Below are 15,363 nucleotides of genomic sequence, written 5' to 3'. Positions count from 1 at the left end.
GGCCGGCCACGGCGACCTGCGGCGGCCGCTCACGTCGGCGGCCCGTCCTCCGCGTCGTGCAGGCGCGGGCCGACGTCGCGCAGGCGCAGCCCGACCAGGCAGGCGTCGTCCAGCGGGTTCGGCGCGCCGAGGCGGCGCACCACGTGGTCGAGGCAGCCCTCCAGGTCGGGGGCCCGGTACTCGTCGACGGCGCCCAGCAGGCGGGCGACGCCCGCGCCGAGGTCGCTGCCGCGGCGTTCGACCAGCCCGTCGGTGTACAGCAGCAGGGTCTGCCCGGGGGCCAGGGTGGTTTCGGCGGTGGCGTACCGGGCGGCCGGGACGACGCCGAGCACCAGGCCCTCCGGTGGGGCGAGGGCGCGGGCCGCGGCACCGGGCGTGGTGAGGACGGGCGGCAGGTGTCCGGCGCGGGCCCACTGGAGCCGGCCGGTGCGCGGGTCGAGGCGGCCGCACAGGACGGTGGCGATGAAGTCGGCCCGCTCGTGGCAGAGCATCCGGTTGAGCCCGCCGAGCATCTGGCCGGGGTCGCCGCCGTTCTGGGCGATGCCGCGCAGCGCGTGGCGCAGCCGGGCCATGCCGGCGGCGGCCCGGATGCCGTGGCCGGAGACGTCGCCGACGGCGAGCAGGACGGTGCCGTCGGGGAGTTCGACGATGTCGTACCAGTCGCCGCCGACCTTGCCGCCGTGGGCGGCGGGCAGGTAACGGGTGGCGGTCTCCAGTCCGGCGGGCGGCGGGCCGGTGGGGGCCGCCATCAGGGCGCGCTGCAGGGCTTCGACGACGTGCCGTTCCTCGTCGGTGCGCAGGCGTTGGGCGGCGAGCTGGTCGCGGGCGCCGGCGAGGGCCTGTTCGGCGCGGCGCCACGGGGTGACGTCCTGGACGACGCCGTTGACGGCGACCACGCCGCCGGTGGCGGTGTTCGCCTCGGCGAGGGCGCGCAGGTTGCGGTAGCCGTCGTCCAGCGGCACCTCGAACTCGAGGCCGATCGGGCCGTTCCGCCCGGTGAGCAGGTGTTCGGCGGCGGCGCGCAGCGCCGGGCGGTCGGCGGGGGCGGCGGCGGCGAGCAGGCGGGCGGCGTCGACGGGTCCGGCGGGGCGGTCGGCGAGGCCGAGCAGGCGCAGGGTCTCGGTGGAGCAGGTGATGCCCTCGTCGCCGGGCTGCCAGGTCCAGGTGCCGACCCGGGCGAGGCGCTCGGCCTGGGCGAGGTGGTGGGCGCGCAGCTCCTGCTCGTCGTGGGCGTGCCAGCTGATCAGCACGCCGTCCAGGAACGGTACGGCGTTCAGGGTCATCGCGGTGGCCCGCAGGGAGCCGCGGACCCGCTCGACGTACTGCTCGTTGACGCCTTCGGAGGGGATGCCGCCGGCCGCGACGTCCACCAGCCGCCGGAAGACGCCGGAGGCGACCATGCCCGGGTAGAGCTCGGTGAGCCGGCGGCCGACCAGGTCCTTGCCGGTGCGGCCGGCGAGGTCGAGGGTGGCGGCGTTGGCGTGTTCGACCAGCAGGTCGGCGACGGTGCCGTCGGCCTCGCGGACGGTGCTGAGGATGAGCACCGGGTCGAGCACGGCGTCCAGCACGGCCCGGAACCACGGTTCGGACGCGGATTCCAGCAGCCCGAGCTCCTGCCGGCCGATGTCCACCACCCGGGGCAGTTCGGCGGCGACCAGCCGGGCCAGGGTGGCGAGGTACTGGGCGGCGGCCGGGTCGGGCCGGTACTCCTGCGGCCAGCCGAGCTTCATCGCGCCGCTGATCCGGTGTCCGGAGCGCAGCGGCAGTGCGCAGACGGTGCGGCCGGGGATCAGGTCCTCGCCGCCGAGGTCGGGGTACCGGGCGGCGAACTCGGTGCGGTCGTGCACCCACACGACGGTGCCGAGGTGGGCGGCCTCGGTGAGCGGGACGGCGGTCTGCGGCGGGATCCGCTGCCACTGGCTGAGCTGGTGGGCCGACACGCCGTGGCTGCCGGTGAGCCGCAGCGCGCCGTCGGGTTCGAGCAGGGCCAGCACCACGGCGCCGACGCCGATCGGTTCCAGGGCCACCTCGTGCAGGGCCCGGGCCAGGTCGTCCGGGGTCTCGGCGGCGGCGAGCGCGGAGGCGGCCAGGTGGAAGCGGCCGGCGTACGCCTGGACCTGCGGGCTCGGCGCCGAAGTGCGGTCACGGGCCGCCGCATGGGGATGTTCGGCCTCGATCCGCAGCGGCGGGGTGGGGGCGGCGCGGTGCGGGTCGGCGGGCGCCTCGGGCGGCGCGGCGACGCCGAGCAGGTCGGCGGCGACTGCGGTGAGGCGGCGGTTCTGCCGCTGGGAGTCGGCGGCGAGCCGGGCGAACGCCTCGTCCGGGGTGCAGTTCAGCCGGGCGACCAGGACGCCCTTGGCCATCTCGATCACGCCGCGGGTGCGCATCGCCGCCCGCAGGCCCTCGATCTCGGCCCGCAGGCGGTCCACGGTGGCCTCCAGGACCGGCCGGTCGCCCGTCTCCTCCGTCACCCGCGCTCGCCTCCACGGTCGCCGGCGGGCCCGTCCGAGGTTCGGCGGCCGCCCGCCCGCGGCAGGAACACGACCAGGGTAGTTCGCCCCGCACGGCCTCCGCAGGCCGTGCGGGGCGGGATCAGGCGGCGACCCAGATCAGGGCCTGTTCGCGCTCGGCGAGCGGGAAGGTCCGGGTCTCACCGGGCGACATCCAGCCGAACAGCGAGGTCAGGTGGCCCATCCACTCGATGTCGGTGACCAGCGCGATCCGTTTCCAGGCGCGCAGGTGCTCGACGCCGAGCCTGAGGTCCTGCCAGAGGGCGCCGCCGCTCATCCCGCCGAAGTCGTGGAAGACCAGCAGGAAGCGCACCTCCCCGGCCGCCACGGCGGCCTCGACGACGGGCAGGACGACGTCGCGGTAGTCCTCGGCGGACAGCTTCCCGGAGGCCTCGAAACCGACGACGTTCGCCGGCAGGCCGCTGAGCTGGGTGATCACTGGGTCTCCCGATCGGTTCGGAGGTACTTCGGGTGCGATGTCACTTGGGTGCGGCGACGGCCGCGGCCGCGTCGACGATGCCGAGGCCCAGCTTGGGCAGGTGCCGGGGGTTGGCGGCGGTGGCCCGGACGGTCTCGATGATCTGGTCGGGGCTGCGGCCCTGCTGGTGCAGCAGCGCGGCGACGGCGGCCACGTACGGCGCGGCCATCGAGGTCCCGTCCATCTCGCCGTAGCCGGAGTCGTTGCCCACCGTCGCCTGCACGGGGTAGGTGGGCAGGGTGGAGAGGATGTCCACGCCGGGGGCGGTCACCGCGTCCTGGGCGCCGAAGTTGGAGAAGTCGGCGGCCCGGCCCCTCGGGTCGCTGGCGCCGACGATCAGCACCGGCGTGGTGACCTTGTACGGCTGGGTGGCGGCGCCGTCGTTGCCGGCGGCGGCGACCACCACCGCTCCCTTGTCGTGGGCGTACTGGAAGGCGGTGTTCAGCACGCCGCCCTGCAGCAGGTTGGCCATCAGCGGGCCCTCGCCGAGCGAGAGGTTGATGACGTCGGCGCCGTGGTCGGCGGCCCACACGATGCCCCGGACGATGTTCTCGTCCGAGCCGCTGCCGTCGGCGCCGAGCACCCGGACCGGCATGATCTTCGCGCCGGGCGCGCCGCCCGCCACGCCGGTGCCGTTGCAGGTCGCGGCGGCGGCGATGCCGGCGACGTGGGTGCCGTGGCCGTTCTGGTCGATCGCCTTGGCGTCGTTGTCGACGAAGTCCCAGCCGGCGGTGATCCGGCTCTTCAGGTCGGGGTGGCCGATGTCCACGCCGGTGTCGACCACGGCGATCACCGTGTCGTCGCCCTCGGCGGTGTCCCAGGCCTCGGGCAGCTTCAGGGTGTCCAGGGCCCACTGCCGCTCGCGCAGCGGGTCCGGGGAGCAGCGGTCGCGGGTGGTGAAGCCGGCCACCACGACGGCGGTGACGCACACCAGGACCAGGGCCAGGCCGAGGTGGAACGGCCGGTTCGTCGGACGTTTCATCGCGCTCCCCCTCAGTCCTCGGTGAACAGCGAGCCGGCGAGCGCCCAGATGACGAAGACGTCGATCGCGATCACGACCACCGACCAGACCGGCGAGTACGGCAGGAAGAGGAACTGGCTGATCAGGCTCAGCGCGGCGAAGAACATGCCGCCGTACGCGGCCCAGGCGTGCCGTTGGAACAGCCCCCAGCCGGCCACCGCCACCAGGACGCCGAGCACGATGTGGATCCAGCCCCAGCCGGTCAGGTCGAACTCGTACACGTACCGGCCTATGCGGGCGTAGACGTCGTCCTCCGCCACGGCCGCGATGCCCTGCAGCACGGCCAGGATGCCGTTGCAGAGCAGCAGCACCGCCGCGAACACCACCCCGCCGGTCAGCGGGGCCCGACGGGCCCGCGGCGGCGGGGTGGCGACCGGTCGGGACGCTCCGGGCGGTTGCGTGGTCTGCTCGCTCATGCTGCTGGCCCTCTCTGCCGGAAGCCCCCGTGGACACATGCCCCCGAGCGTTGTCCACGGGGCCTGCCCCGACCAGGCGGGTCGGCCCGAACGGGTGAAGGCCCGCCCGCAAACCGCAATCCGGGCTCAGTTCTCCTTCGGAATCTCTTCCCGCTCCGGCTCCGCCTTCTGCTCGGCGACCGGTGTGCCGGCCCGTACCGTCGGCGCGGTGTGCCTCCCGGGCCGCTTCTCCTGCTTCTGCTCCGGCTCCGGCTCGTCGTGGTGGAGCGGGACGCCGCCGGCGCCGCCCTGCGGGATGTCGTCCATGGCCTGCTCTCCCTGGTACTCGTCGGGTTCCCCCGGCTACCCGACCTCCCGCGGCCGGAAACGGGCGGTGTGCCGGACCGCCCGGCGGGTAGACGCGCAGGCCACAGGAGCGAGCCGGGAGGCCGCGATGGCAGTGCAGCGTCGTCCGGGGGCCCGGCACTCGCCGGGCCGGGCGGGCGAGCGCCACGACTTCCCGCAGGGCCCGTCCGGGCCGGGCCGCACCACGCCGGAGCTGCGGCCGCAGGACGAGGTGCGGCAGGGCGACGAACCGGTGACCGCCCGCAGCGATCTGGAGCTGCGGCGGCTGCTGTCGCGGGTGTTCCTGGGGCTGTTCGTCTGCGGCACCGCGGCGTTCGCGGTGCTGGCGGCGTTCTCCGGCGACGGCCCGGCGCCGAACCGGTCGACCTTCGAGGTGTTCGCCGCGGTCTGCGCCGCCTTCGCCGGGATCGCCGTGATCGACCTGACGGTGATCCGCCGGCGGCTGGCCGCCGGACAGGGCCGACGGCCCGAGCGGCGCTGACGACAGGAGGTGGCGGCGATGAGCGAGCCGACGCTCTCCGAGCGCGAACGGCGGATCCTCGCCGAGATCGAGCGGGACCTGAGCGCGGACCGGCGCCTGAACCGCGCCCTGCGCACCATGCGCCGCGGCCTGCCGCGCTGGGCCTCCCGCGCCGGATCGGCGCTCGTCGGGCTGCCGTACCTGGTCCTGGCCCTCCTGCTGGCCCTGTCCACCGCCCTGCTGCTGACCACCGCCCAGATCCACACCGGCCTGGCGCTCGCGCTGTTCGCGGCGGTCTGGGCGCCCACCCTGCTGGCCGTCGGCGCGCGGACCGCGCACCGGTGGCGGACGAGGAGAATCCGATGACCCCGACCAGGACCGTCTCCGTGTTCGGCGCGACCGGCAGTCAGGGCGGCGCCCTGGCTGGCGCGATCCTCGGCGCGCCCGAGCCGCCCTTCGCCGTCCGAGCGCTGACCCGCACCCCCGGCTCCGACGCCGCCCGTGCCCTGGAACGGGCCGGTGCCGAGGTGGTGCGCGCCGACCTGGACGACGCCGCCACCCTCGCCCCCGCCCTGGCGGGCTCGTACGGGGCGTTCGTGGTCACCGACTTCTGGCAGGACATGGACGCTGGGCACGAGAAGGCCCGGGCCGCCGCGGCCGCGGCCGCCTGCGCGCACGCCGACGTCCAGCACGTGATCTGGTCGACCCTGGACGACACCCGCGACTGCGTCCCGCTGGACGACGACCGGATGCCCACCCTGCAGGGCCGCTACAAGGTGCCGCACTTCGACGCCAAGGCCGAAGCGGACGGCTACTTCTCGGACGCCGGGGTGCCGACCACCTTCCTGCGCGCCACGTTCTACTGGGAGAACCTGCTCACCATGTCCGCCCCGCAGCGCGGCGAGGACGGCGTGCTGCGCCTGGCCCTGCCGATGGGCGACAGCCCGCTGTCGGGCATCGCGGTGCGCGACATCGGCCGGATCGCTCTCGCGGTGCTGGCCCGCGGCACCGAGCTGATCGGCGCGACCGTCTCGGTCGCCGGCGAGCACCTGCCGGTGGCCGAGATGGCCCGGCGGCTGTCGGCCGTCCTGGACGAGCCGGTGGAGTACGTCCCGATGGACCCGGACGCGTTCCGGGCGCTCGGCTTCCCCGGGGCCGACGAGGTCGGGAACATGTTCCAGTTCTACCGCGACTGCGCGGAGCGTTTCACCGCCGCCCGCGACCTCGCGGCCGTCCGGGAACTCGACCCCCAGCTGCAGGACTTCGACGCCTGGCTGGCCGCCCACCGGACCGAGCTGCGCGCCGCCCTGGCCTCCCGTCCGGACCACGCGAACGCGCGCTAACCTGGAAGGTCAGCTGCACGGCGGGCAGAACGGAGGTGGGCCCGGTGACCGATCCGAAGCGGGAACTCGAGTCGCTGGGCGACGTGTTCGACAGCCCGGCCGAACCGGCCGACGCGGAGGTGCAGGACCGGGTGCGCCGCGTGGTGGCGTCCCACGCCCTGGGCGTCGAGGACTGCCGGCTGCTGCTGGAGGCACTCGGCCTGCTGCCCCACCCGGCTCCGGCCGGCCACTGAACGCTCGGGCTGCTCGTCGGCCGGTCCCCTCAAGGGGTCGCCCCCGCCACCCGGGTCTCGGCGTAGCGCCGCCGGGAGCTCCGGCACAGCGCGGCGGGGTAGTGCCCGGTCCGGGCAACCGCACCGAGCGGCGAACGGCGGCCGGGACGGTGACGGACCCGGGACGGGACGGCGGCGGTCGCTCGACTCGGCTGCACGGTTCCTCCAGGTGGCTCGCGGTTCGCGTGCCACGCGGCTACCCGGAGGGCGGCGGTCCATGCCCGGGCCGGAGGGCCCGCCGGTGCTCAGTCCTGCTCGGGCACGGGGCGCGGCGGGCCGAGGACGGCGGCCGGGGCGATGGCGCCGGAGACCAGGGCGGCGGCGGTCTCGGTCGGCCCCTGGACGTTGCGCCGGGCGTGCGCGGCCAGCCGGTCGAAGGCCTCGTCCATCTCGATTCCGCCGGCCTCGGCGAGCATGCCCTTGGCCCGTTCGATCAGCGAGCGGTCGGCCAGCGCGTGCGAGATGTTCTCCCCGGCGGCCTCCAGGTCGAGCTGCCGGTGGTGGAGCACGGCGAGCACCGCCAGGTCGGCGAAGACCTGGGCCGCCCGCAGGTCCTCGCTGCCGGTGCCGGCGGATCCCACGTCAAAGAGGTTCAGCGCGCCCACGGTGGTGTCGCGCACCTGCAGCGGCAGGGCCCGGACGGAGTTGAACCCGGCCTGCCGGCCCGCCGGGGCGAACAGCGGCCAGCGCACGTCGGCGGCGGACAGGTCCGGTTCGATCACCGGTCGGCCGAGCCGGACGCAGTCGACGCACGGCCCCTCCCCGGCCTCGACCTGCCGCCGCTCCAGTGCGCGCACCGCCTCGCTGGAGTAGGCGACGTCGCGCAGCGCGCCGGTGCGGTCGACCACGACGATGCCGGCGCCGCCCGCCGAGCACAGGGTCACGCAGTACCCGGCGATCCGGTCGAGCAGCTCGGCCAGGTCGAAGTCACCGACCAGCGACTCGGTGAGGCTCGCGAAGGCCTCGTTCAGCTCCGCCCGGCGGCCCATGTCGACTCTTCTCCCTGTCCTGTCCAACGCTACGCCGCCTCCACGGCCCCGGTCACGGTCCACGGCTCAGTCCTCCTCGGCGAAGCGCAGCGTCCGGCCGACCACGTCGCCCGCGACCAGGTCCACCGACCGCCCGGTGGCGAAGGAGTGCGCCCGCAGCCGGGCCAGCGCGGTCTCCGGTCCGACGCCGAGTTGCACCATCACCATGCCGACGGCCTGGTCGACCACCACGCCGTCCACGGTCGGCTCGGCCAGCCACGGCGGGGACGGATCGGGCCCGGTGAGCGATCCGGCCAGCGCAAGGCTCGCCGCGTCGGCGGCCAGCCGGGCTCCCGCCAGCCGCTCCCCCACGAGCGTGCCCCTGTCGGCGGGGTAGAGGCCGAGGACGCCCATCCGCCGCCCGCCGATCCCGAGCGGGAAGGCGGCCACGCCGCGTACCGGCGCGCCGGACTCGGCGAGCATCGCCGCCAGCACCGGCCAGCGGTCGCCGTCCGGCCCCGCGAGGTCGCCGACCAGCACCGGCAGCCCGCTGCTGTACGCGTCCACGCAGGGCCCCTCGCCGAGGGTGTGCTGGGCGCGCTCCACCTCCGCGGCCGCCTCGTCGCTGGCGGACAGCACCTGGCCGTGCGTCCCCGCGGTCATCACCGAGATCGCGGCGCCGCGCAGGTCCAGCGCCCGGACGCAGGCCGCGCACAGCCGCCGCGGCAGGCCGCCGGCGTCCGCCGGGTCCGCCGCCTCGGCCATCAGCTGTGCCACGCGCGCCAGGTAGTTCATGTCGTCTGTCCGTCTGGGGCATCGTCAGGAGATCTCGTCGGCCTCATCCTGGGCCGGGAGCCGACCGCGCCCGGGACGTCCGGCGCGCGTCCTACCGTCCCGGCGGGGCGGCGAACCCCGGGACGGCCTCCGGCCGCGGTACCCGGTCGGCCCGGTAGAGCTCGGCCAGCGACTCCAGCCGTTCGGGCGCCACCGCGCCGCTCAGCGCGGGCAGCACCTCGGCCTCCTCGGTGCGGATGTGCTCGGTGACGGCGTCCACCACCCGGTCGGCGACCCGGTCGGTGTCCGGACCGGCCGTGCCGCGCGCCAGCAGGGCGAGCAGCCGCTCCGCCCGGAGGTCGGTCGCGGCGGTCTGCCCGGTGAGAGGCTCCCGGTCCGTCAGCTCCCGGGCGACCAGGGGGTGGACGTAGTGCTCGACGGCCCGGAAGTGGGCCCGGGCCAGCTCGTCCAGCTCGCCGAGCGCCGCCCGCCGGCCGGCCTCGCCGTTGCGCAGGCGTCCGCACAGCCGCAGCATCACCCGGTGGTCCCGGACGATCAGCTCGATCACGTTCTCCGCCATCGTCCGTCTCCTCTCCGTGCCGCGAGCCGCCGGTCAGCCGGCGACCGCGCGGACCTCCAGCCGGTCGCTCAGGACCCGGGTGTCGAACCTGGGCTGCGCCGCGGTCGCCGGTCCGCGCACCGGCTTCCCGTCGGCCAGCCGGAACCGGGAGCCGTGCAGCGGGCAGCGGACGCAGCCGTCCTCCACCCGGCCGTCGGACAACGAGCCGGCCATGTGGGTGCACCGGTCGGCGAGCACGTCGAACCCTTCGGCGCCGCGCACCACCACCACCGGCACCTCGCCCAGCTCGCGGCGCACCGGCCGGTCGCGCGGGAACTCGTCGACCGCGCCGACCTGGTGCCAGCCCGGCGGCGCCACCCGCGGCACCGCCTCGGCGTGCGCGGCGCCCGCGCCCTGACGGTACGTCAGGTGGGCGCCGAGCGTGGCGGCGGCGGTGACCAGTCCGAGCCCGGTCAGGGCGAGCCGGCGCCCGGCCCGGTCGTGTCCGCGGCAGCGGGCCCACAGGGCGGCGGCGTGCAGGCCGGTCGCGGCGGCCGCGCCGAGCGCGTGCACCAGCCCGGTCCGGCGGTGTGCGGGCGGCAGGTCGGCCCAGTCCACCCAGCCGGCCAGCAGGGTCGGCGGCGCGGCGGCCAGCCCGAGGGCGGTCAGCCGGCGCACCGCCGGGGTCGGCGCCCCGGTCAGGTCGAGGACGGCGGCGGACAGCCAGCAGCCGAGCGGAACCTGGGCGAGCGCCGGGTGCAGCGGGTGGCCGAGCCACAGGCCGTGCAGCGCGTCGCGCAGGCCCGGCGGCAGCGGCAGAGCGGCGACCACGCCGCGGATCCGGTCGGACACCGGATCGAGCGCCGCCCACCCGGCCGGGGCGTCGAGCCAGCCGGGCAGGGGATCGGTGAGTGCGGATCGGTCCATGCCCGGCGGCTTGCCGGTCCGGGCGGATCCAAACCCGTTTCCGCCCGGCGGCCTGGTTTGGGCGGTCCCGGTACGGGGACACGTGCAGCCACCCAGCAAGGAGGGCGCCATGTCCACCGATGCCATCGTCCTGCTGCGCGAGGACCACCACGCGCTCCGGCAGCTGTTCCGCGACTACCTCGCGCCCGGCACCACGGACGCCGCCCGGGCCGAGGACGCCGAGCGGATCGTCCACGAGCTGACCGTCCACAACTACCTCGAGGACGAGGTGGTGTACCCGGAGGTCCGCCGCCAGGTGCCCGAGCTCGCCGACCCGATGCGGGTCGCCCAGCAGGAGCACCACGTCGCCGACCTGCTCTGCCAGGAGATCGCCGTGATGGACGAGGCCGACCCGCAGCGCGACGCCAAGCTCCGCGTCCTGATCGAGGTTGTCTCCCGTCACCTCGACGCCGAGGAGCACGACTGGTTCCCCCGGGTCCGCACCGCGATCGGCCGCAACGAGCTGCGCCGGATCGGCGAACGGATGCAGGCCGTACGCGAGACCGCGCCCCGCGAACCCGAGAAGCCCGGCCTCCTGCGCCGCTTCGCGGACGCTCTGGAGTCCTGACCGCTTGGAGCCCTGACCGCGGGCTTCCGGCCCCGCGCCCGGGAGCCCGGCCCCGTGGGTGGTCAGCCCGCGTCCGCGGCTGCTCTGCTCGCGCCGAGGACCGCGAACCTCGCGCCCTGCGGGTCGGTGAGCAGGACCCGCCTGCCCTCCCCGGCGCCGAGCACCCGCCGGACGCCGCCGCGCAGCCCGGAGGCCCTGCGCATCGCCCGGTCGAGGTCCGGAACGGCGAACAGGACCTCCCAGCGGGCGTGCTGTCCGTCGTACCCGTCGCCGTCGGCCCGGCGCAGCGCCGCCGCGGCCACCCCGCCGGCCCGGACCACCACCCGGTCGTCCTCGAAGGCGATGTCGATGCGCGGACGCTGCTCCCACTCGAAGACCTCACCGTAGAAGACCGCCGCCGCGAACGGGTCAAGGCAGCACAGCTCCGCTCCGAAGGACGCGCCGACGCCGAGGACGCACGCGTCGACGCCATCGAGCTGCCGGATGCCGAATGCCGCGCCCTGCGGGTCGGCCGCGACCGCGAAGCGGCCGAGTCGGGTGTCGATCGGCCCGACCGCCAGGGTGCCGCCGCACTCGCGGACCAGTTCGGCGGTCCCGTCGGCGTCCTCCGTACCGAAGTACGGGATCCAGGCCGCCCGGTCCGCCGGGCCGTCGCCGGCGAGGAAGGCCACCGGCGTGCCGGCCGCCCGGGCGGTCACCCAGCGCCCACCGCCTGGCTGGTCGAACTCCCAGCCGAGCAGCGGGCCGTAGAAGTCGAGCGCGGTCGGCAGGCTGCCGGTCAGCAGACCGGCCCAGCACGGTACCGCCGGCTCGCAGCGCCCGGTCACGGCGACCGGTCCGGGGTGCGTCGTCCGCATGCCGCTCGTCCTCTCCGCCACTCCGTCCGTTTCACCACCGCGACCTGTCCGGCAAGGGCACGGCGTGCCACAGCACCCCGTCCACCGCTCGGCCGTCGGGGCCGATCCGGCGGGCGGTGTCCCCGAGGATCTCCACCCGGAACAGCGCCTGCGCGTCGGTGTACAGCCATCCGCCGTTCGGCCCCGCAACGCCGAGACGGCAGACGACGACCACCTGGGCCTCGCTGTGTCCCGCGCTGCCGGACGGCAGGACCACGGCGTACCGGACGGCGGGCTCGGTCCTCATCGGGTCCACCTCCTCGGCATGAGCGCCTTGCCGTCCGCCGGGCGCTCGAAACCTCAGCCGTCCTCCTCCACCTCGTCGGTCTCCGCGAACTCCGGGCCGTCCTCCGCCGTCTTCTCCTCCTCGTCCGGCGGCGGCGAGCCCTCCCCCGTCATCCTGGACTCCACTGTCTCCGTCGGCGGCCATTCGTCGCCCGGCCGCCCGGGCCTGTCCTCGTTCTCCGTAGTCATGGCTGCCGCCTACCCCGTCGGCGGGGATCAAGCCTCCGGCCGGCCCCGAGATCGGTTTTCCCGTCCGTCACGGTGGGCAGACGCGCCCACGTGTCCGGCCGAGGAGGGTGGCGAGGAGCATGGACGGCGCGGCCCCGATGACGGTACAGATCAGACTGGTCCTGCTCGACCTGTGGGAGGGCGAGCGGCGACTCGCCGAGGAGCTCACCGAACTCGCCACCCGCACTGACGGAGGCCACGGCCTCGCCGGGGAGGCCGCCGAGCTCGCGGAGGTCTCCCGCGGCCACGCGGGGTGGATCGCCCGGCTCACCGAGCCTCCGCCGCCGACCGCGGCCGGGACCCGTCGGCGCCACCCGCCGGGCCGCGGCCCCGGGCCGGTGCGGGTGCAGCGCCCCGAGCCGAGCCCGGGCCGCTCCCGCGACCCGGGGCTGGTGCTGCTGCACGACCTGCGCCGTCTGTACCTGATGACCGGTGACAACCTCCTGCTCTGGGACACCCTGTGCTGCGTCGCCCCGGTGGCGGGACTGCGCGTCCTGCTCGACCTCGCCGCGGTCTGCCGGCCCGGTACGGTGGCGCAGCTGACCTGGGCCCGCGCGGCGCTCCGCGGCCGGGCCGCGACGGCGCTGACCGGCCGCGGGCTGCACCACCGCGCCGCCCTGACCGTCCTGAACGCGGTGGAGCACCTGGACGACCCCGGTGAGTGGCTGGTGCCCGCCGTTCCCGTGCCCGAGGCGTCGTCGAGAAGGGCGGCCACGTGAATCGCCGAGGCGCCGACCCCGCTCGGTCCGCGCAGGCCGCCCCGGCCGACCCGTGGCAGGGCATCCTGGAGGCCACCAAGCAGGTGGCCGGGCTGCTGAAGGCGAGCGGCCACCGCTTCGCGCTGGCCGGCAGCGTGGCCGCGTACGCCCACGGGGTGGCCCGGCGCACCGTGCACGACACCGACTTCTGCGTGCTGCGCGAGGACGCGGCGGACGTCGTCGAGGTGCTGCGCGGGGCCGGCCTGCGGGTCTGGTCGCCGCCCGAGGACTGGCTGGTCAAGGCCGAGTTCCGGGGCCACCCGATCGACCTGATCTTCGACCTGTCGGACCGTCCGGTCACCGCCGAGCTGCTGGAGCGGGCTCAGGTGCTCCCGGTGGACTCGGTCTGGATGCCGGTCCTCTCCCCCACCGACCTGATGGCCAGCCAGCTCACCGCCTTCTCCGAGCACCACTGCGACTTCGGCGCCACCCTGCCGGTCGCCCGGACGCTGCGCGAGCGGGTGGACTGGGCGGGGGTGCGCGAGCGCTGCCGCGGTCTGCCGATGGCGGACGCGTTCCTCTTCCTGCTGGAGCGGCTGGACGTGATCGGTCCCGAGGAGTCGACCCTTCCCCTGGAGGTACCGGGATGAACAGCCTCGAGCACGTCGAGTACCGGGTCGCCCGACTCCAACGGCTGCTGGCCGCGGGACCGTTCGCCGAACTCGGGCTGCGGGTGGAGTTCCGCGGCGACGTCGTGCTGCTGTCCGCCGTGGTCACCAGCCCGGCGGCCCGCGAGCACCTGCTCCGCGCCATCGCCGCCGAACTGGACGGCCTGGACGTGCACTCCGACATCGCACTCACCGACATGGCAGCGCCCGACCACCCGGAGCAGGTCCCGTGAGCGCCCCGGTGCGGGTCGCCGCGGTCGGCGACATCCATCTGGCGCCGGACGCCGCCGGCCGCTACCGCGGCGCGTTCCAGGCCCTCGGCGGGCAGGCGGACGTGCTGCTGCTGGCCGGCGACCTCACCCGGCACGGCTCGGCGGAGGAGGCCCGGACGGTCGCCGCCGAGGTCGCCGGCCTGCCGGTGCCGGTGCTCGCCGTGCTCGGCAACCACGACCACCAGGACGGCCGTCCTGACGAGGTGGCCGCGATCCTGCGCGACGAGGGCGGAGTCGGTGTCCTGGAGGGCTCGGCAGCGGTCCTGTCGCTCGCCGGGCGGCGGGTCGGGGTGGCCGGCACCAAGGGCTTCGGCGGCGGCTTCCCGGGCCGCTGCTGCAGCGAGTTCGGCGAGGAGGAGATGAAGGCGTTCGTCCGCTACTCGCGCCGGCTCGCCGAGGGCCTGCACGAAGCGCTCACCGGGCTGGCCGACTGCGACCTTCGGATCGCCCTGACCCACTTCTCGCCCGTGCCGGACACGCTGGCCGGCGAGCCGCTGGAGATCTACCCCTTCCTCGGCAGCTACCTGCTCGCCGAGGCGATCGACGCGGGCGGCGCCGACCTCGCCGTGCACGGCCACGCCCACGCCGGCACCGAGCGGGGCCTGACCACCGGCGGCGTGCCGGTCCGCAACGTCGCCCAGCCGGTGATCCGGCACGCCTTCGCCCTGTACGAACTCGACGGCGACGCCCGGCACCCGGGGTGAGCACGGCGGCGGGCCCGGCTGTCCGGCCGGGCCCGCCCGCAGACCGGGGGCCTGTCAGTCCTCGCCGAGCACCGCGTAGCGCTCGGCCTCGCACAGCCACGCCGCCTCGGCGTCGTACCGGTCCTCCCGCCGCGCGGCCCGCTCCTCGGCACGGCAGGTCCGTCCGTGCCGGCCGGCCCGCTGCGCGGGGATCTCGCTGCCGGGGCAGTGGGTTCGGCCCTCCTCTCGCTCGGCCATGACGGCCTCCTTCCGACGTTCTCTCCACCCGGGCGCCTACCCGGCGCCACCGGGCCCAACCGCCCGGCGGCTCCTGACGCACCGCCAGGAGGGTGCCCCGCAAACTCAGGACCGGCCGCGGCCGGTGACCAGGTCGCGGGCCCGGTCGACCAGGCCGGTGCCGGCGGCGACGAGCATGTTCCCCGGCGGGGTGTCGGGCGCGGACGGGTGCGGCCGGGTCGGCGCGAACTTCTTCGCCGTCCGGACCTTGTCCCCGAGCTCGTCCAACTGCTCGGCGGCGCACGCCTCGGCGAGGGCGGGGAAGAGGTTCTGCTCCTCGTCGGCGACGTGCGCCGACACCTCGTTCACCAGCTGGTCCACCAGCAGGTCGAACCGCACGTCGTCGCAGTCCACGCCCTCGAGTTCCTTCAGCAGCAGCTCGACCGCGGAGTGGTCCGCGATCTCGCGGTCGGCCAGGCGGTCACCGCCGGGCAGGTGCGCCCGGACCGCCGGGTAGAGGTACATCTCCTCGGCGACCGAGTGCCGGACCAGCTCGATGGTGAACTCGTCGGCGACCTTGCGGCGCCGCTCGTCCCCGCTCGGCAGGGCCTGGATCCGGTCGAACATCTCCTCCACCTCGCGGTGGTCGGCCAGCAGTTCCGCTATCACGTTTCCGCCGTGTCCCATGGTCCTCGTACCTTCCTGTGCGGCGGTGG

At 75.7% G+C, this 15,363-nt stretch carries 22 protein-coding genes; 9 read left to right on the top strand and 13 right to left on the bottom strand.

The genetic code is table 11. From position 1 onward, the window contains the following. Positions 1-29 precede the first annotated feature (29 nt). From ACGFX4_RS09745 to ACGFX4_RS09725, 5 genes are all read right to left on the bottom strand, one after another. Positions 30-2,471: a SpoIIE family protein phosphatase gene (locus tag ACGFX4_RS09745; RefSeq protein WP_393071466.1), complete on the bottom strand. Its 2,442-nt coding sequence runs from the start codon at positions 2,469-2,471 to the stop codon at positions 30-32. 121 nt (positions 2,472-2,592) lie between these two features. After that, the gene (locus ACGFX4_RS09740; protein WP_393071465.1) at positions 2,593-2,949 is read right to left on the bottom strand and encodes an STAS/SEC14 domain-containing protein; all 357 of its coding nucleotides are present in this window, start codon (positions 2,947-2,949) and stop codon (positions 2,593-2,595) included. Between the two features lie 40 nt (positions 2,950-2,989). After that, positions 2,990-3,970: a S8 family serine peptidase gene (locus ACGFX4_RS09735; protein WP_393071464.1), complete on the bottom strand. Its 981-nt coding sequence runs from the start codon at positions 3,968-3,970 to the stop codon at positions 2,990-2,992. Between the two features lie 11 nt (positions 3,971-3,981). After that, positions 3,982-4,425 (bottom strand): hypothetical protein, encoded by a 444-nt coding sequence (locus ACGFX4_RS09730; RefSeq protein ID WP_393071463.1) that lies wholly within the window; start codon positions 4,423-4,425, stop codon positions 3,982-3,984. Positions 4,426-4,551: 126 nt separating this feature from the next. Next, on the bottom strand, positions 4,552-4,731 hold the full coding sequence (locus ACGFX4_RS09725) for a hypothetical protein (RefSeq protein ID WP_393071462.1): 180 nt from the start codon (positions 4,729-4,731) through the stop codon (positions 4,552-4,554). 127 nt (positions 4,732-4,858) lie between these two features. On the opposite strand from ACGFX4_RS09725, the gene ACGFX4_RS09720 reads away from it, so the two are divergent. Genes ACGFX4_RS09720 through ACGFX4_RS09705 form a run of 4 tightly spaced genes read left to right on the top strand, consistent with a single transcriptional unit; the run spans position 4,859 to position 6,806 of the window. Beyond that, positions 4,859-5,251 carry a DUF6343 family protein gene (locus ACGFX4_RS09720; protein ID WP_393071461.1) on the top strand — a complete coding sequence of 131 codons (393 nt, stop codon included), beginning with the start codon at positions 4,859-4,861 and terminating at the stop codon, positions 5,249-5,251. 18 nt (positions 5,252-5,269) lie between these two features. Next, complete coding sequence (locus ACGFX4_RS09715; protein WP_393071460.1) at positions 5,270-5,596, top strand: DUF3040 domain-containing protein; 327 nt, start codon at positions 5,270-5,272, stop codon at positions 5,594-5,596. Further along, positions 5,593-6,573, top strand: coding sequence for an NmrA/HSCARG family protein (locus tag ACGFX4_RS09710; protein WP_393071459.1), 981 nt, complete (start codon positions 5,593-5,595; stop codon positions 6,571-6,573). The genes ACGFX4_RS09715 and ACGFX4_RS09710 overlap by 4 nt, the downstream gene beginning before the upstream one ends. 44 nt (positions 6,574-6,617) lie before the next feature. Further along, the gene (locus ACGFX4_RS09705) at positions 6,618-6,806 is read left to right on the top strand and encodes a hypothetical protein (protein ID WP_393071458.1); all 189 of its coding nucleotides are present in this window, start codon (positions 6,618-6,620) and stop codon (positions 6,804-6,806) included. A gap of 284 nt (positions 6,807-7,090) precedes the next feature. Here the strand turns inward: ACGFX4_RS09705 and ACGFX4_RS09700 are convergent, their stop codons facing one another. From ACGFX4_RS09700 to ACGFX4_RS09685, 4 genes are all read right to left on the bottom strand, one after another. Then, positions 7,091-7,834, bottom strand: coding sequence for a GAF and ANTAR domain-containing protein (locus ACGFX4_RS09700; protein ID WP_393071457.1), 744 nt, complete (start codon positions 7,832-7,834; stop codon positions 7,091-7,093). Positions 7,835-7,900: 66 nt separating this feature from the next. After that, positions 7,901-8,608, bottom strand: a complete 708-nt coding sequence (locus ACGFX4_RS09695) for a GAF and ANTAR domain-containing protein (protein ID WP_393071456.1) — start codon at positions 8,606-8,608, stop codon at positions 7,901-7,903. A gap of 91 nt (positions 8,609-8,699) precedes the next feature. Beyond that, positions 8,700-9,167, bottom strand: coding sequence for a hemerythrin domain-containing protein (locus tag ACGFX4_RS09690; RefSeq protein WP_393071455.1), 468 nt, complete (start codon positions 9,165-9,167; stop codon positions 8,700-8,702). Between the two features lie 33 nt (positions 9,168-9,200). Then, positions 9,201-10,073 (bottom strand): Rieske 2Fe-2S domain-containing protein, encoded by an 873-nt coding sequence (locus tag ACGFX4_RS09685; RefSeq protein WP_393071454.1) that lies wholly within the window; start codon positions 10,071-10,073, stop codon positions 9,201-9,203. Positions 10,074-10,182: 109 nt separating this feature from the next. Between ACGFX4_RS09685 and ACGFX4_RS09680 the strand changes: the two genes are divergently transcribed. Continuing rightward, the gene (locus tag ACGFX4_RS09680; RefSeq protein ID WP_393071453.1) at positions 10,183-10,680 is read left to right on the top strand and encodes a hemerythrin domain-containing protein; all 498 of its coding nucleotides are present in this window, start codon (positions 10,183-10,185) and stop codon (positions 10,678-10,680) included. 62 nt (positions 10,681-10,742) lie between these two features. Here the strand turns inward: ACGFX4_RS09680 and ACGFX4_RS09675 are convergent, their stop codons facing one another. Beyond that, positions 10,743-11,537, bottom strand: coding sequence for a VOC family protein (locus ACGFX4_RS09675; protein ID WP_393071452.1), 795 nt, complete (start codon positions 11,535-11,537; stop codon positions 10,743-10,745). A gap of 31 nt (positions 11,538-11,568) precedes the next feature. After that, entirely contained in the window at positions 11,569-11,823 is a 255-nt protein-coding gene (locus ACGFX4_RS09670) for a DUF6296 family protein (RefSeq protein WP_393071451.1), read from the bottom strand. A 364-nt stretch (positions 11,824-12,187) separates the two neighbouring features. Between ACGFX4_RS09670 and ACGFX4_RS09665 the strand changes: the two genes are divergently transcribed. The 4 genes from ACGFX4_RS09665 to ACGFX4_RS09650 are packed head-to-tail and all read left to right on the top strand — an operon-like array spanning position 12,188 to position 14,431. Further along, entirely contained in the window at positions 12,188-12,808 is a 621-nt protein-coding gene (locus ACGFX4_RS09665; protein WP_393071450.1) for a hypothetical protein, read from the top strand. Beyond that, positions 12,805-13,437, top strand: a complete 633-nt coding sequence (locus ACGFX4_RS09660; RefSeq protein WP_393071449.1) for a nucleotidyltransferase family protein — start codon at positions 12,805-12,807, stop codon at positions 13,435-13,437. Before ACGFX4_RS09665 ends, ACGFX4_RS09660 begins: the two co-directional genes overlap by 4 nt. After that, positions 13,434-13,688: a hypothetical protein gene (locus tag ACGFX4_RS09655; protein WP_393071448.1), complete on the top strand. Its 255-nt coding sequence runs from the start codon at positions 13,434-13,436 to the stop codon at positions 13,686-13,688. Before ACGFX4_RS09660 ends, ACGFX4_RS09655 begins: the two co-directional genes overlap by 4 nt. Further along, the gene (locus ACGFX4_RS09650; protein WP_393071447.1) at positions 13,685-14,431 is read left to right on the top strand and encodes a metallophosphoesterase; all 747 of its coding nucleotides are present in this window, start codon (positions 13,685-13,687) and stop codon (positions 14,429-14,431) included. The genes ACGFX4_RS09655 and ACGFX4_RS09650 overlap by 4 nt, the downstream gene beginning before the upstream one ends. Before the next feature lie 54 nt (positions 14,432-14,485). Here ACGFX4_RS09650 and ACGFX4_RS09645 read toward each other — a convergent pair whose 3' ends face one another. Beyond that, entirely contained in the window at positions 14,486-14,668 is a 183-nt protein-coding gene (locus ACGFX4_RS09645; RefSeq protein WP_393071446.1) for a hypothetical protein, read from the bottom strand. Between the two features lie 105 nt (positions 14,669-14,773). Beyond that, positions 14,774-15,334 carry a hemerythrin domain-containing protein gene (locus ACGFX4_RS09640; protein ID WP_393071445.1) on the bottom strand — a complete coding sequence of 187 codons (561 nt, stop codon included), beginning with the start codon at positions 15,332-15,334 and terminating at the stop codon, positions 14,774-14,776. Between the last annotated feature and the right edge of the window lie 29 nt (positions 15,335-15,363).

Origin of the sequence: Kitasatospora sp. NPDC048365, assembly GCF_043200835.1 — a bacterium.
Taxonomy (GTDB): domain Bacteria; phylum Actinomycetota; class Actinomycetes; order Streptomycetales; family Streptomycetaceae; genus Kitasatospora; species Kitasatospora terrestris.
Note: the sequence above shows the minus strand (reverse complement) of the source record. Positions and strands in the feature narration are given on the sequence as shown.

Coding starts and splice junctions, on each gene's coding strand:
- ACGFX4_RS09735 (WP_393071464.1), bottom strand. CDS start 3,970: ATGAAACGTCCGACGAACCGGCCGTTCCACCTCGGCCTGGCCCTGGTC.
- ACGFX4_RS09730 (WP_393071463.1), bottom strand. CDS start 4,425: ATGAGCGAGCAGACCACGCAACCGCCCGGAGCGTCCCGACCGGTCGCC.
- ACGFX4_RS09725 (WP_393071462.1), bottom strand. CDS start 4,731: ATGGACGACATCCCGCAGGGCGGCGCCGGCGGCGTCCCGCTCCACCAC.
- ACGFX4_RS09720 (WP_393071461.1), top strand. CDS start 4,859: ATGGCAGTGCAGCGTCGTCCGGGGGCCCGGCACTCGCCGGGCCGGGCG.
- ACGFX4_RS09715 (WP_393071460.1), top strand. CDS start 5,270: ATGAGCGAGCCGACGCTCTCCGAGCGCGAACGGCGGATCCTCGCCGAG.
- ACGFX4_RS09710 (WP_393071459.1), top strand. CDS start 5,593: ATGACCCCGACCAGGACCGTCTCCGTGTTCGGCGCGACCGGCAGTCAG.
- ACGFX4_RS09700 (WP_393071457.1), bottom strand. CDS start 7,834: ATGGGCCGCCGGGCGGAGCTGAACGAGGCCTTCGCGAGCCTCACCGAG.
- ACGFX4_RS09695 (WP_393071456.1), bottom strand. CDS start 8,608: ATGAACTACCTGGCGCGCGTGGCACAGCTGATGGCCGAGGCGGCGGAC.
- ACGFX4_RS09690 (WP_393071455.1), bottom strand. CDS start 9,167: ATGGCGGAGAACGTGATCGAGCTGATCGTCCGGGACCACCGGGTGATG.
- ACGFX4_RS09685 (WP_393071454.1), bottom strand. CDS start 10,073: ATGGACCGATCCGCACTCACCGATCCCCTGCCCGGCTGGCTCGACGCC.
- ACGFX4_RS09680 (WP_393071453.1), top strand. CDS start 10,183: ATGTCCACCGATGCCATCGTCCTGCTGCGCGAGGACCACCACGCGCTC.
- ACGFX4_RS09675 (WP_393071452.1), bottom strand. CDS start 11,537: ATGCGGACGACGCACCCCGGACCGGTCGCCGTGACCGGGCGCTGCGAG.
- ACGFX4_RS09670 (WP_393071451.1), bottom strand. CDS start 11,823: ATGAGGACCGAGCCCGCCGTCCGGTACGCCGTGGTCCTGCCGTCCGGC.
- ACGFX4_RS09665 (WP_393071450.1), top strand. CDS start 12,188: ATGACGGTACAGATCAGACTGGTCCTGCTCGACCTGTGGGAGGGCGAG.
- ACGFX4_RS09655 (WP_393071448.1), top strand. CDS start 13,434: ATGAACAGCCTCGAGCACGTCGAGTACCGGGTCGCCCGACTCCAACGG.
- ACGFX4_RS09645 (WP_393071446.1), bottom strand. CDS start 14,668: ATGGCCGAGCGAGAGGAGGGCCGAACCCACTGCCCCGGCAGCGAGATC.
- ACGFX4_RS09640 (WP_393071445.1), bottom strand. CDS start 15,334: ATGGGACACGGCGGAAACGTGATAGCGGAACTGCTGGCCGACCACCGC.